Origin of the sequence: Marinobacter antarcticus, from assembly GCF_900142385.1 — a bacterium.
GTDB lineage: Bacteria > Pseudomonadota > Gammaproteobacteria > Pseudomonadales > Oleiphilaceae > Marinobacter > Marinobacter antarcticus.
Window position 1 is genome coordinate 122,058 of sequence record NZ_FRAQ01000003.1, and the last position, 14,129, is coordinate 136,186.

Consider the following 14,129-nt stretch of genomic DNA (forward strand, 5'->3'; position numbering starts at 1 on the left):
TCCCACGCCCGCTTCTACATTGGTTCCTCGGTCTAGTTCTTTAGCGCCTGGAACTTCGCGATGGCCTCTTTTCTACTCTCTTTCAGATCAACAATTGGCCTTGGATACCCACCCGGAATAACTCCACCTTTCGATGGGTCGTGGATGCGTTTGTTATCCAGCGTCGCCAGCTCAGGCACCCACTCGCGGAGGAACTCACCTTTCGGATCAAAGCGTTCACTTTGAGTGACCGGGTTGAACACCCGGAAGTAGGGCGCGGCGTCGGTGCCGGTGGACGCGCTCCATTGCCAGCCGCCGTTGTTGGAGGCCAGAAAGCCGTCCGCCAGCTTTGACATGAAGTAGGCTTCGCCGAGACGCCAGTCGATAAACAGGTTTTTGGTCAGGAACATCGCCGTGACCATTCTCAGCCGGTTGTGCATCCAGCCGGTCTGGTTGAGCTGGCGCATGGCTGCGTCAACCAGGGGGATGCCGGTATTGCCTGATTTCCAAGCCTCAAAGTGCTGACTCGGATCGTTCCAATGCAGTGCCTCGGTTTCCGGCTTGTAAGCGCGATGCATGCTCACCCGCGGGTAGTGATACAGGATGTTGATGTAGAAATCCCGCCAGGCAATCTCGTTTATCCAGGTTGCCAGACCTTCCTGATTGCCTCCCATGTCTTGCGCCTGCCGCGCTGCGATCAGGCACTGGCGGCCGGAGAGTACGCCGTTGGCCAGGTAAGGGGAGAGCTTGCTGGTGCCATCAAGCGCCGGGAAGTCTCGTTGTTCCTTGTAGGCGCCACCGCGCTCCGTGAGGAAACGCTCCAACTGGGAGTGCGCGGCATCCTCGCCGGTTTCTGCCAAGGCTGGCGGAGCATCGTTAAAACCTTCAGGAATTTTAGTGATGCGTTCCGGCTGAATGGCATCGCCCTGGGCCTTGGGAACCGAATAAGGCATCGGCTGATTGTCGTCAATCCAGCTGCGCCAGCGGCGGGAGAAGGGGGTGAATACGGAGTAAGGCTCGCTTTGGCCAGTCAGTATTTGGCCTGCCGGTGCTACGGTTTGATCGCGGTACTTGCGCGTCGCAATGCCCAGTTCATCAAAGCGATGCTTCACCGCCTTGTCGCGCTTGCGCTCGTTGATGCCATACTCTTCATTGAAGTGGAGTCGGTTGATGCTGTGTTCCCGGCAATGGGTTTCCAGTGCTGTGATGCTATCGCTGAAGCGATCAGCCTCTATAAAGGAAAGCGGTATGCCGAGTTTTGCCAGTTCCCCGGCCAGTGCGTTTGCGTGGGCGATAACAAACTGAACCCGCGCCGGCGACCAGTCATGCTCCTGCCATTGCGCCGGCGTGAGGATGAAGCAGGCACGAATGCCTGTATTACCCTCTGCTACGCTGGATTCTTTGCAGGCGGCGGTAAGGGCGGAATTGTCGGCGATCCGCAGGTCGTTTCTGAACCATACCAGTTGTGTCATTGGCTATTCCGTATCCGGTTCCGGCTTTGAATGTAAGGGTAATTACATCGCACTGTGGCAATAAAATCACATAGTTAGATATTCGCCCAAGGTCACTGATTGGATTATAGTTGTCACAACTTTACCAGCAGTATTCGTAAGGAATTCGCAGCGTTTATGGACAATGAAACCGAAAGCCGGCGTGACGGTAATTGGGCCCAGCCGTACGAGCTTGTCTCCGGCCAGACCCAGCACCACAAGCTCGGGCATGTCCGGCTGTGGGTTACTCTGCTGGACCAAGAGTGGCAGGTACGCTCCGAAACCCGAGAGCCTGAGACCGACCCCGTGAGCTGGACGGAATCCGTAGGTCGTCAGCTGCCACTCGCAAGCATGTCCCTGCAACGGTTTATTCGAGAGGGGGATTCGTCAACGGTAACCTTCATACCGGCAGTGGCCAATCTACCGACGGTGATTCGTCCTTATCATCCGCTGACCATCCCCGCTGGCGCTCGGTGCACGATCTACGTGGGAACGGTTGTCTGGATGAAAGTCTGTGCCGGGCAGAATCAGACCCTACTGACCGAGGTTCCGCTGGCGGTGCCATCTTTAACCTGGGTGGGGCGAAATACCATGGAAGGGGAGCTGTGCTACTCGTCGTCGAGCTTTGGCCGTTTAGTACTTGAGGCAGTGCCGAAACGGCCGTGGCGGGCAGTGACTCCGGTCACAATTATTAACCGCAGGACTGAGTCCCTGTTGCTGGAACGCTTCAGCCTGCCTACACCGTTACTTTCACTGCATCAGAATCAGCGCGGGGAGCTTTGGACGCCGGGAGTGGTTGTAGAAGTGGCAACCGATATGAATTCAGCAAGCCTGCATATAGATGAAGGCTTGCTCGTTGCTGCCGGCCCCTGCCAGCAAGTGGCGCCGGCTCGGGAAACGTCTGCCAGAGGGCGCCTGGTGCGAGCCTTCGACCGGGTATTTGGCTAATGCGCATTCTGCGGAGTAACGATTGTGGTTGAAGAGCTGAAAGCGGGTGCAATGAATGTGTTTGCCGGCATAGCCTGGGGGCAGTGGATCGGCTCCGGCTTTTTGTTGGTGCTCGGGCTGGTTCTCGGATCTTTCGCAGCCCGCAGTGTGTCGCGGGTCATGGCCAAGCGCAGTTCCCGTCACCATACGGTTATGGTCCGGCGGCTGGTTTTTTACGTCATTGTTCTACTGTTTGGTGTGGCGGCACTTCGGGAGGCCGGCTTTTCGCTGGATGTGGTTTTGGGTGCGGCCGGTATTCTTACCGTCGCCATCGGTTTTGCGTCCCAGACTTCTGCGTCAAATATGATCAGCGGTTTATTCCTGCTTGTTGAAAAGCCCTTTGAAATCGGCGACTTCATCGAAGTGGAAACCATCATGGGTGAAGTGGTGGGAATCGATATGCTCAGCGTAAAGCTGCGCACCAGGGACAATCTTTATGTGCGTATTCCCAACGAAACGCTGATCAAGACCCCCGTAATCAACCGGTCCCGGTTTCCGATTCGGCGGATCGACCTGAGCGTGGGAATTGCCTATGCTGAAGATGCAGAGAAAGTAGAAGCTCTGTTGATGGGGTTGGCAGAAAATAACCCCGCCTGCCTGGAAGAGCCAAAAGCGTTTGTATTGGTGTCCGCGTTTGGCCCCTCCTCGGTGGATCTGCAGTTTTCTTTCTGGGTGCCGAAAGACAAGGTGCTTGAGGGCAAAAGCGACATGCTCGTAGCCATCAAGAAGACCCTGGACAGGGAAGGCATAGAAATACCTTTCCCGCACACCAGTATATACGCCGGCAGTCATTCCGAGCCCTTCCGTGTGCAACTGCTGGGGCTGGAAAAAGCCACTGAAAAGGAAGTGTTGGATGTCGACAAAGACAGCTGAAGCTCTCAAAACCGTTGCGCCTATACCGGGTGAAAACAAAATCAGCCTGGGCTGGCGGGAATGGGTGGCGCTACCTGATCTCGATATTAACCGCATCAAGGCGAAAGTGGATACCGGTGCACGTACCTCCTGCCTGCATACGTTCCGGACGGAACCTTACACAAAGGACGGCGAGCGCCGGGTTCGGTTCTGGGTTCATCCGGTGCAGAATGATATGCATCAGGTGGTGGAGTGTGATGCCCGTGTTCTTGATGAGCGTGACGTCTCGGATTCCGGCGGCCACAAGGAACTACGGCTGGTGATCGAGACCACGTTGATGATTGGTGGCCAGAGCTGGCCCGTTGAAATGACACTTACGAATCGGGATACCATGCGGTTTCGCATGTTGCTTGGGCGTACCGCGATGGCGGGGCGCTCGATGATTTATCCCGAAGCTTCCTATCTCGCCGGGGAACCGGCTTTAAGGCCTGAAAAATGAAAATTGCAGTTCTGTCCCGTAACCGGCATCTCTACTCGACCCGTCGTCTGGTGGAAGAAGGTATTAACCGTGGTCATGAGGTGAAGGTTATCGATTGCCTGCACTGCTCGATGAACATCACGTCTGCCAACCCCCGGATTCATTATCACGAGGAGGTGCTGGAAAATTTTGACGTTGTGATTCCCCGTATCGGGGCCTCCGTAACCTTCTATGGCACAGCGGTTCTGCGCCAGTTTGAAATGATGGGAACCTTCCCGGTAAACGAGTCTGTTGCTATCACCCGTTCAAGGGACAAACTGCGCTCCCTGCAGTTGCTCGCCCGTAAAGGCGTCGGCATGCCGATAACCGGGTTTGCCAACAAACCGGATAACGTACCGGAACTGCTGAAAATGGTGGGCGGTGCACCGGTTGTTATCAAGCTTTTACAAGGTACCCAGGGCATTGGCGTAGTGCTGGCGGAAACCCGTACAGCGGCAGAAAGTGTAATCGAGGCCTTCATGGGCCTCAAAGCCGACATTCTTGTGCAGGAGTTCATCAAGGAAGCCGGCGGCGCCGACATTCGCTGCTTTGTTATCGGCGACAAGGTGATTGCCGCCATGAAGCGACAGGGCGCCGAGGGTGAGTTCCGGTCCAATTTGCATCGCGGCGGCAGCGCGTCTCTGGTTCGCATTACACCGGAAGAACGAAAAACAGCCATTACCGCAGCCAAGTCCATGGGCCTGAACGTTGCTGGTGTCGACTTGCTTCGCTCCAGCCGCGGCCCGTTGGTGATGGAAGTAAACTCCTCGCCTGGCCTGGAAGGCATTGAAAACGCCACCGGCAAAAACGTAGCGGGCATGATCGTTAACTGGATCGAAAAAAATCAGGCGCCTTGGCGCACCAAAACCAAAGGTAGAGGTTAGTCGATGGCGCGCGCGCCCTTTGAAATGGCCGGAATTCAGGTTCAGCCCGGTGCCCGGCAAACCATAGAAATTCCGGTCGCAAAGCTGTACACCCATACCCCTCTGCACTTGCCAGTGGAAATAGTGCACGGGCGCAGGGATGGCCCGGTATTGATGGTTTGCGGTGCAATACACGGTGATGAAATTGCCGGCGTGGAAATTGTGCGCCGTGTGCTCACCAATTCGGCGCTTCGTAATTTGCGCGGCACCCTTATTGCCGTGCCTATTGTGAATATTTTCGGGTTTGTGCACCGCACCCGCTATCTGCCAGACAGGCGCGACCTTAACCGCTGCTTTCCCGGCAGTGAACGTGGCTCCCTTGGCGGGCGCATTGCTTACCTTTTGCGTACCCAGATTATGGAGCACGTAACCCACATCATCGATCTGCACACAGGCGCTATTCACCGCTTCAACCTGCCGCAGATCCGGGCGGAGCTGAAAAACCCGGAAACTGCGCGTATGGCCGAAGCGTTTGCAGCACCCGTTATTATCAATGCGGGTCTGCGTGAGGGCAGTCTGCGCGCCTATGCAGACTCTCTGGACATTCCCGTAATCACCTATGAAGGTGGCGAAGCGTTGCGGTTTGATGATGTTGTTATCGGCAGCGGCGTGAAAGGCGTGATGCGAGTGATGCGGGAACTGGAAATGGTTCCTCCAAGGAAAGGTCGCAATACGTCGAAAAAACGCTCGGAAATTGCAGCCAGCTCGCAGTGGGTGAGGGCAGATATCGATGGCATCATGCGCCCCGTTGCCCAGCTCGGGCAGAAAGTGCGCAAAGGCCAGAAGCTGGCCATGGTCGCGGACCCCTTTGGCGAATCAGAAACGGCCGTTATCTCGCCCTGCTCCGGCATTGTGATTTGTGTGAACAACCTGCCTCTGGTCAACGAAGGCGAGGCAATCTATCACATCGCGCGGTTTGACGAACTCAGCGAAGCAGAGAAGGCGATGGATTACTTCCGTAGCTCCTTTGAGGCGGAAGTGAGCGAAGCCGTTGTGCCCATGCACCCCTGGGATGAACTCCAGAAATAGGCCACAGGAGCAGTCATGATCTGGGATCAGACGTTTGTTGACCTGGCGCCGCTGCCACGGGGATTTCACTTGGTAACCAACGAAATCCTGGTCCAGGCGCCGGATATGACCAACTGCGAAGTCGGGCTGCTGCACCTGTTTATCCAGCACACCTCGGCTTCGCTGGCGGTGAACGAAAACGCTGATCCGGATGTGCGCGGTGATTTTGAGCGCCACTTCAACGTGATGGTGCCTGAAAGGGCGCCGCACTATGAGCACGTTATGGAGGGGCCGGACGACATGCCGGCTCATATCAAGAGCGTTCTCATCGGCCCGTCACTCACTTTGCCTGTGCATCACGGGCGCCTTGCTCTCGGAACTTGGCAGGGCCTCTATCTTTGCGAGCACCGGGATCGTGCTGATGGCCGCCGGATTGTGGCTACACTGCAGGGGCGTTGGTGAGTGCGGGGCGTTTGCAAAGTGTGCTAACGGGGATGAAGTCTCCCCTCAAGCTTTAAGCCCCGCGCATAGGTCTGTATTTAACGAAACGGTGGTTCATCAAAGCTACGCAGCTTGCGCGAATGCAGGGTGTATCGCTCACTGCGCACCAGTTCCAGCGCGTGGGCCTCTTTCAAAATTTGTCCGGCGGCAGCGACTTGTTGGGCCTCAAGCCCACCGGCGTACCTCAGACCTGTAATTTGTGTATGACTCACCAAACTTTTCGCTCATGAATTGCTCCTCCGGAACGATCTGAAAGCGGTTCATGTAGATGATGAAGGCGGGAAGAAAGAGCAAAGAGAAGGCGTTGCCCAGGAACAAGCCCCACCCACATAGGACTAGCAAAAATCCTAAATACATCGGATTTCGGCTATGTCGATAAACTCCACGAACCACCAAGGTTGCCGATTGGTCTGGCACCCGTGGGTCTACAGTCGTTTTGGCTACTCTGAATTCCAGGACTCCAAGAACGACGATGCAAACGCCAACGAGAGCAATGCCGGCTGATAACCATGCTACGCCGGGGCTGGTAAAATATAAGTTTGGCGAAATACGCGACAAAGCCCACATACTGGCAGCCACTATGGCTACCAATGCAACGGGGGGAACTTTAAGCTCAAGTGCTTTCATGGCATCATTTTTGTTGCTCAAAAAGTTCCTTCCAGACTGAAAAAGGATATGTTGCCGCCTTCAAAGTCGTGCTTTGGCAGACCGAGACCTTCGCCATAGAAGCGAGTAGCCCTCTCCAGATCCGCCACACCAAGCGTGATAACGCGGATCTTCGGTTTCATTAGGCTCTTCCTAACAGGGTAGAACCCCGTGAAGTCTTTATTTTGCTCAATCAATCGTATTGCATAGAAATGCCGTTACAGAAATCGGAGGGGCAGAGCAGGCTGTAGCGGGTTTCGATAGGAGCGAGGGAAGCAGCGAAAGGCCGACAGGCTCCGATGCGGGTCGGGAGCCGGACCGATCATAAGATGTATATCCGTGTTCCAGCGCTCCAGTTTGGTGTGGCGGAATTCAACCCATGGGCCTTTATTAATGGGTCAGAACGCACCCATTTCTTAGCGTTTATTTTTCGGCTTTTCAGAACATCGTTGTTTTATAGGCATTTTTTAATCTGGCCTGCTCCTTGCTGCTCATTTTTCATCGCAGCCCTTCCGGGCTTCGTTGAGCACCCAACAAACAAAATGAACCAGGGAGCATTCTCTATGAAGACCCAAGCCATTATGGCAGTGGCATTCGCCTCTACTCTTGTTGCTAGTCCCGTTTTTGCCCAGGATCGGGCTGGATGGCCGGATAACTTTACTGTGGGAACGGCCAGTCAGGGCGGAACCTACTTCGCCTATGGCTCCGGCTGGGCTAACTTTGTTGCAGAAAATCTGGGTGTTTCCGGCGGTGCCGAGATTACCGGTGGCCCGATGCAGAATATGGCTTTGGTGCATACAGGCGACCTCAAGTTTGGTCTGACCACCATGGGCCCTGGACGGGAGTCCATGGAGGGCAACAGCCCGCTGGCGCCAGGCATGAAGATGGATAACGTTTGTGCCATGTTCCCGATGTACGAGACGCCTTTCTCGGTAACAGCGCTGAGCAGCTCCGGTATCACGGCTATTTCCGATATCCCGGATGGCGCCACCATCGGTTTCGGCCCGGCTGGCTCAACGTCTGACACCTATTTCCCGCGCATGATGGAAACCCTGGGTGTGAACTTCGAACGCCGCAATGGCAGCTGGTCTGATCTTGGCGGTCAGCTTCAGGATGGCTTGATCGATGTTGTAGCCTTTGCCGCAGGTATTCCCATTCCGGCCGTTAGTCAGCTGGAAGTTCAGACCGATGTGAACATCATCGGCATGACCGATGCGGAAGCCAAAAAAATCACTGATAACTTCCCGGTGTCCGAATTCACTATTCCAGCGAGCACGTATCAGTCTCTGGACAAGCCGTCGCGGGTTGTTTCCATGTGGAACTTCGCCATGGTGAATTGCGATATGCCTGAGAGCTTCGTCTATGAAATCACCAAGCTGACGATGGAGCAAAACGAGAGGATGGTCTCCATTCACAAGGCAGCCCGCAACTCGATTCCTGAGAACTACGGCAAGAACAACGTTCTGCCCTGGCATCCGGGTGCGGCACGTTGGTTCAACGAAAATGGTTACACCATCGAAGCAAGCAAGATCAAGTAACACGGTTGATCTGAACGACTGACTGAAGGGGGCCGGCAAGGCCCCTGAACAATAGCCGGCAAACTCTGCCGGCTCCGATTTGCCTGCTGGCAGGACCCCCTCAATGACACTCGAACGACACCCCAAAGACTTTTCCGATGTGGAGGTGGGCGAAGACCACGTGCTTGCCCACGATGTGGACGAAGAGCCTGTAGAGGCAAACCGCAGGCTGTTTGAAGGCGGCATGCTGAGGTTTGTTTCTTTGCTTGCGATTGTTTACTCCTCATTTCACCTTTATTCACTGAATATTGCACCGCTGGAAACCTGGTCTTTCCGGATTGTGCACATTGCCGGGACCCTTGTTCTGGGTTTTTTGCTGTTTGCCGGCGCACGTTTTGTTTCTGCCGAAGAAGGCCCGGTGCGCCATCGCTGGACTACCTGGATCAGTGCTGTAGCGCTTTTACCTGCATTTTATGTGCTGTATCAGACTTTTTCGTTCTGGCAGATGGTTCAGAACGGCGCCATGCGAATTCCTGTTGAGCTGGAAACCTGGCATTTTGGCTGGCCCTTACTGGCGACAACAGGCACGGGTATCGTGATGAGCTGGTTCCACCAGCGCGAACGCTCGCGCTTCAGCTTGCCGGATCTGGTTCTGATTGTGTGTTCGATCGCTGTCGCCGCGTACTTCCTGGTGGCCTATAACACCTCCATGCGCATGTCCACGGGCACATCGTTTGCACCGGTGGGTATATCGTTTGCCGCTGTCGGAGGCACCGCGCTGATCATGGAGCTTACCCGCCGGGTTGCTGGCCTTGCGCTGGTGGTTATCGGGCTGATATTTCTCTTGTATGTATTTGCCGGGCCTTATCTGCCCGGGTTCCTCGGCTATCCGGGGCTTTCGGTGCAGCGCTTTTTCAGCCAGGTGTATACCGACGCCGGCATTCTTGGGCCCACTACGGCCGTATCGTCTACATACATTATCCTGTTCATTATTTTTGCCGCATTTTTGCAGTCATCAAAAGTGGGTGACTACTTCGTAAACTTCGCGTTTGCGGTGGCTGGGCGCTCACGGGGCGGCCCCGCCAAGGTATCCATTTTCGCCTCAGGCCTTATGGGTATGATCAACGGCACCAGTGCAGGCAATGTGGTGTCCACCGGGTCACTGACTATCCCGCTGATGAAAAAAGTGGGCTACAGCAAGAAATCGGCCGGCGCTGTGGAAGCGGCTGCTTCTACCGGTGGCCAGATTATGCCTCCGATCATGGGGGCGGGCGCCTTCATCATGGCCGAGATTACCGGTATTCCGTATACCGAAATTGCCATCGCTGCCATTATTCCCGCGATACTGTACTTCGCGTCCGTTTATTTCATGGTCGATTTCGAAGCTGCAAAAACCGGCATGCGTGGCATGCGCGAAGACGAGCTGCCAAAGCTGCGTACCATGGTGAAGCAATGCTACCTGTTTTTACCGATCATCATTCTGGTGGTGGCGCTGTTTATGGGCTATTCGGTAATACGTGCCGGGACCCTGGCTATGATTTCTGCGGCGGTTGTCAGCTGGTTTTCACCGAACAAGATGGGCATTCGTGAAATTTTGCATGCGCTGGAAATTGCCTCGTACATGGCAATACAGATTATTGTGGTTTGCGCGGCGGCGGGTGTTATCGTCGGCGTTATTTCCCTGACTGGCGTCGGTGCCCGCTTCTCGGTGCTGCTGCTGGATGTGGCAGAGGCGAGTCAGTTGCTCGCGCTCATCTTCGCTATGTTCATATCTATCCTTCTGGGCATGGGGATGCCGACAACGGCCGCATACGCGGTTGCCGCTTCGGTGGTGGCGCCAGGGCTTGTGCAGCTCGGGATTGAGCCGCTGACAGCGCACTTCTTCGTGTTCTACTTTGCGGTTGTTTCGGCCATTACTCCGCCGGTGGCGCTGGCTTCCTATGCGGCAGCGGCGATTTCCGGTGCCAAAGCCATGGAAACCTCAGTGGCGTCGTTCCGGATCGGTATTGCGGCGTTTATCGTGCCTTTCATGTTTTTCTACAACGGCGCCCTGTTGATGGAGGCAGGATGGTTCGACATTGCCCGTGCACTGGTCACCGCTCTCTTTGGTGTGTACATGCTATCGGGTGGGGTGCTTGGCTGGTTTGCCAATGTGTCGGCTTCCTGGGTAGCCCGTCTAATGCTGGTGGGTGCTGCACTGCTTATGATTGAAGGTGGCCTGATATCCGACCTGGCGGGCATCGCTCTGGCAGCGATGGTTTTCCTGCTGCAGCGGCAGCGCAAAGTTCGTATGGCAGCAGCATGAGTTAAGGAGTATAGCCAGGCCCTTGTCCTTGAAAGGGCCTGGCTATACTCTGGCGTCCTTCAACGGTTTTGCGGGAACCGGGTTATGTCCTACCGGATAGGCGCATTTTTTGTCTTTGTGTTCACTCTCATGGTGTCCTGGATGCTGGGTGGCTGGGTTGGCTACCGGCAGGTTGAGCAGGATAGCCTTGAGGAGTCTTTTCGCTATCGCCAGCTGGTCGGGAACGAGCTTAACCGGTACCTGCCTATTCCTGAACTCATGGCTGAGCACCCATTGCTGGAGGCCGCGCTGAGCTCTCCGGATAACTCAGCGGTGATTCATCAGGCCAACGAGGAAATGCAGCGCATGGCCACCATTGTGGGCAGTTCCGATGTTTATTTGATGGACACGTCGGGGCTGACGATTGCGGCCAATAACTACCAGCAGACAGACAGTTTTGTGGGCCGGAACTTTGCATTCAGGCCGTACTTTTATGAGGCCATGGAGAGCGGTCATTCGGCCGTCTATTTTGCGCTTGGGCTCATGTCTGGTGTGCGAGGTCTCTATTTTTCCCACCCGGTTCGGGGCCAGGATTCCGCAATTCTGGGCATTGTCACTGTAAAGGTACTGGTTCATGAACTGGAGTCCCAGTGGCACAGGCCGGCTTCCGTGCGTGCAGCAGAAATGGTGGTGCTGGATGAAGCCGGTGTGAGCTTTCTGGCCAGCAAGCCCGAATGGTTGTACCGGGACTTTACCGGCAGCGCCGGGGAGGCTCCGGGCGAGGCGTCACGCCAACGTTACCCGGATCGGGATCTCAAGCCGGTGTCACTGAATTATCTTGGTAAGCCCTTGGGCTTGTCTGGTTCATCGGAAACGTTACGCATTCGGGAAGACGGCGTAGGTCGGGAATACCTGAGCGTTCGGACGCCATTGCCCAGGCTGGACTGGACGCTGCAGGTAATGGTGAGCACCCGCTCGGTCGTCTGGATGCGGCTCGGGTTTGTGGTAGGAGGTATCGCAATATTTTTCGGTGGTCTGCTGGCCTGGCTCTACCTGCGCGAGCGCTACCGTCGCGAGGCGGAACTTGCTCTCAGAGGGGAGCAGCTTGAACTCAGTGTGGCTGAGCGAACAGCTGACCTGGAACACTCCAACCGTAAACTTCTGGATGAGATACGGGAGCGTGAGCGCACCCAAAGCGAATTGCGGGAAACTCAGCAGGAGCTGATTCAGGCGGCCAAGCTGGCGGTGCTGGGGCAGATGTCCGCTGGCCTTAATCATGAGATGAGCCAGCCTCTTACCGCCATCCAGACCTACGCCAGAAACAGTCGCCGCTTCCTTGAAAAAGGCGCCGCCGATATGGTGGATGCGAACCTCAGTGAAATCGTACTTTTGTGCGACAAAATGGCGGAACTCACCCGCCAGTTCAAGGTGTTTGCCCGCAAGTCTGAAGGCCCGCCAACGATCGTGGACTTTCGCCTGTCGGTGGATGCGTCCCTGAAAATTATTGCCGCACAGAAAAGTTGCGCGGGCATTAATATTTGCTGGGACCGGCCCTCGTTGCCGGTTTCTTGCCATGGTGACCTGATCCGCATTGAGCAGGTGATGGTCAATCTGCTTGCTAACGCTGTACAGGCGGTTGAAGGTCAGGAACAACCGGAAATCAGCATAGAGGTTGAGGAACAGGAGGGGAGCTGGCGCTGTTTTGTCCGGGATAACGGGTCCGGGCTGCCAGCGAATACGGAGCAGATTTTTGAACCTTTCTTCACCACCAAGTCAGTCAAGCAGGGGCTCGGGCTCGGATTATCTATCTCAAGGCAGATTGCTGATGCTTTGGGTGGCCGGCTCACCGGGCGCAATCGCAGCGATGCACCGGGTGCGGAATTTGAATTTACCCTGAAAAAACGGGAGGCCACGGAATGACAGAACCTTCGGTAATCTTTGTGGATGATGATCCGCACATCCGCCAGGCCATTTCCCAGGCGCTCACTCTGGAAGATCTGCCTGTGCGCTGTTTCGAGGATGCAGAGTCGGGCCTGATGGCCATTACGCCGGAATACAGTGGCGTTGTACTTTGTGACTACAACATGCCGGGTATGGATGGGCTTGAGATGCTGAGCGCCGTTCAGGCTCTAGACACTACCATCCCCGTTATTATTCTGACCGGCCAGGGTGATATCAGCACGGCTGTCTCCGCTATGCAGCGGGGGGCTTATGATTTTATCGAGAAACCGTTCAATCATGATGAGCTGATCGAACTGCTTCGGCATGCGCTGGAGAAGCGGTACCTCGCTCTGGAGAACCGTCGTCTCAAGGCCCAGTTACGTCATCTGGCCCGGCCTGGCCCCAGGATTCTGGGTAGCACGCCTAGCATGCAAAAAGTGATGGATACCATTACGCCGATTCTGGACATTACCGCCAACATTCTATTGCATGGCGAGACCGGCTCTGGCAAGGATGCTCTGGCCCGTTACATCCACGAGAACAGCCCGAGAGGTGCGCATAACTTTGTTGCGATCAACTGCGGTGCTGTGCCTGAAAACCTGATTGAAAGTGAGCTTTTTGGTCATGAGGCCGGGGCGTTTACCGGCGCTGATAAACGCCGCATCGGCAAGATCGAACATGCCCATCAAGGCACGTTGTTCCTGGATGAAGTAGAAAGCATGCCCATGCCGCTGCAGATCAAACTACTCAGAGTGCTTGAAGAGCAAAAGGTCGAACGCCTGGGTAGTAACAAGGTTCAGGAGCTGGATGTGCGCATTATTGCGGCCACCAAAGCTGATCTCAAAACGCTCAGCGATGAAGGCGTTTTCCGTGCGGATCTCTATTATCGGCTGAATGTGGTGAAAGTGGATATTCCACCCCTGCGTGAGCGCAAAGAAGACATCCCGATGTTGTTTCACCACTTTGTTCTGATTGCCGCCGCACGTTACGACCGGGAGAGCGTTCCATTGGATGCCAGCCAGGCTGCGCGGTTAATGCATCACAGCTGGCCCGGAAATGTTCGTGAGTTGCGTAACCTGGCCGAGCGTTATGTGCTGCTTGGTCCGGCTGCTTTGGACGAAAATGAACCTGTGGCCAAGGCCAATGTGAGTGGGCGGCGAACGCTTACAGAAATGATGGACAGCTTTGAGCATTCGGTGCTGACCAGCGCCCTCAATGCCTGCCATGGCAGTATCAAGGACACCATGGTGCAGCTGGGTGTTGCCCGTAAAACCCTCTACGATAAAATGAAAAAGCACGGCCTGGATAAGGCTGTGTTCAAGGACTGAGCCAAGTATCTGACACACAGTGACACGCGTATTTACACTCTGGATACAAAATACGCAGTACTCTCAACGATAATTTACGTGGCTATTCTGTAGCATCCCGTTTCTTTGCTTTGGGCGGTAGCTTCCGTCCATCCCCTGTAATAGACGGAAGACCTGC

14 protein-coding genes are annotated in these 14,129 nt (G+C 55.3%); 10 read left to right on the forward strand and 4 right to left on the reverse strand.

Annotated features, from left to right (window positions below; all coding sequences use genetic code 11):
* Positions 1-32: 32 nt before the first annotated feature.
* Positions 33-1,451, reverse strand: a complete 1,419-nt coding sequence (gene phrB, locus BUA49_RS14635; RefSeq protein WP_072798928.1) for a deoxyribodipyrimidine photo-lyase — start codon at positions 1,449-1,451, stop codon at positions 33-35.
* A gap of 156 nt (positions 1,452-1,607) precedes the next feature.
* On the opposite strand from phrB, the gene BUA49_RS14640 reads away from it, so the two are divergent.
* The 6 genes from BUA49_RS14640 to BUA49_RS14665 are packed head-to-tail and all read left to right on the forward strand — an operon-like array spanning position 1,608 to position 6,218.
* Positions 1,608-2,417, forward strand: a complete 810-nt coding sequence (locus tag BUA49_RS14640; RefSeq protein WP_072798930.1) for a hypothetical protein — start codon at positions 1,608-1,610, stop codon at positions 2,415-2,417.
* A gap of 51 nt (positions 2,418-2,468) precedes the next feature.
* Positions 2,469-3,329 carry a mechanosensitive ion channel family protein gene (locus tag BUA49_RS14645; RefSeq protein WP_072799186.1) on the forward strand — a complete coding sequence of 287 codons (861 nt, stop codon included), beginning with the start codon at positions 2,469-2,471 and terminating at the stop codon, positions 3,327-3,329.
* Entirely contained in the window at positions 3,310-3,807 is a 498-nt protein-coding gene (locus BUA49_RS14650) for an ATP-dependent zinc protease family protein (protein ID WP_072798934.1), read from the forward strand. Before BUA49_RS14645 ends, BUA49_RS14650 begins: the two co-directional genes overlap by 20 nt.
* On the forward strand, positions 3,804-4,709 hold the full coding sequence (gene rimK, locus BUA49_RS14655; protein ID WP_072798936.1) for a 30S ribosomal protein S6--L-glutamate ligase: 906 nt from the start codon (positions 3,804-3,806) through the stop codon (positions 4,707-4,709). Before BUA49_RS14650 ends, rimK begins: the two co-directional genes overlap by 4 nt.
* Positions 4,710-4,712: 3 nt before the next feature.
* Positions 4,713-5,777, forward strand: a complete 1,065-nt coding sequence (locus BUA49_RS14660) for a succinylglutamate desuccinylase/aspartoacylase family protein (RefSeq protein WP_072798938.1) — start codon at positions 4,713-4,715, stop codon at positions 5,775-5,777.
* A gap of 15 nt (positions 5,778-5,792) precedes the next feature.
* Positions 5,793-6,218 (forward strand): secondary thiamine-phosphate synthase enzyme YjbQ, encoded by a 426-nt coding sequence (locus BUA49_RS14665; protein WP_072798940.1) that lies wholly within the window; start codon positions 5,793-5,795, stop codon positions 6,216-6,218.
* A gap of 77 nt (positions 6,219-6,295) precedes the next feature.
* Here the strand turns inward: BUA49_RS14665 and BUA49_RS17815 are convergent, their stop codons facing one another.
* The 3 genes from BUA49_RS17815 to BUA49_RS18090 are packed head-to-tail and all read right to left on the reverse strand — an operon-like array spanning position 6,296 to position 7,045.
* A complete protein-coding gene (locus tag BUA49_RS17815; RefSeq protein ID WP_175547595.1) occupies positions 6,296-6,469 on the reverse strand; it encodes a hypothetical protein in 174 nt (57 codons plus the stop codon).
* Positions 6,423-6,884: a methyltransferase family protein gene (locus BUA49_RS14670; protein ID WP_072799188.1), complete on the reverse strand. Its 462-nt coding sequence runs from the start codon at positions 6,882-6,884 to the stop codon at positions 6,423-6,425. Before BUA49_RS14670 ends, BUA49_RS17815 begins: the two co-directional genes overlap by 47 nt.
* A 17-nt stretch (positions 6,885-6,901) precedes the next feature.
* Complete coding sequence (locus BUA49_RS18090; protein ID WP_228704507.1) at positions 6,902-7,045, reverse strand: VOC family protein; 144 nt, start codon at positions 7,043-7,045, stop codon at positions 6,902-6,904.
* 420 nt (positions 7,046-7,465) lie between these two features.
* On the opposite strand from BUA49_RS18090, the gene BUA49_RS14675 reads away from it, so the two are divergent.
* From BUA49_RS14675 to BUA49_RS14690, 4 genes are all read left to right on the forward strand, one after another.
* On the forward strand, positions 7,466-8,440 hold the full coding sequence (locus tag BUA49_RS14675; RefSeq protein ID WP_072799189.1) for a TAXI family TRAP transporter solute-binding subunit: 975 nt from the start codon (positions 7,466-7,468) through the stop codon (positions 8,438-8,440).
* A 103-nt stretch (positions 8,441-8,543) separates the two neighbouring features.
* A complete protein-coding gene (locus BUA49_RS14680) occupies positions 8,544-10,724 on the forward strand; it encodes a TRAP transporter permease (RefSeq protein WP_072798942.1) in 2,181 nt (726 codons plus the stop codon).
* Positions 10,725-10,808: 84 nt separating this feature from the next.
* Positions 10,809-12,623: a sensor histidine kinase gene (locus BUA49_RS14685; RefSeq protein ID WP_072798944.1), complete on the forward strand. Its 1,815-nt coding sequence runs from the start codon at positions 10,809-10,811 to the stop codon at positions 12,621-12,623.
* The gene (locus BUA49_RS14690; protein ID WP_072798945.1) at positions 12,620-13,972 is read left to right on the forward strand and encodes a sigma-54-dependent transcriptional regulator; all 1,353 of its coding nucleotides are present in this window, start codon (positions 12,620-12,622) and stop codon (positions 13,970-13,972) included. The genes BUA49_RS14685 and BUA49_RS14690 overlap by 4 nt, the downstream gene beginning before the upstream one ends.
* Positions 13,973-14,129 lie beyond the last annotated feature (157 nt).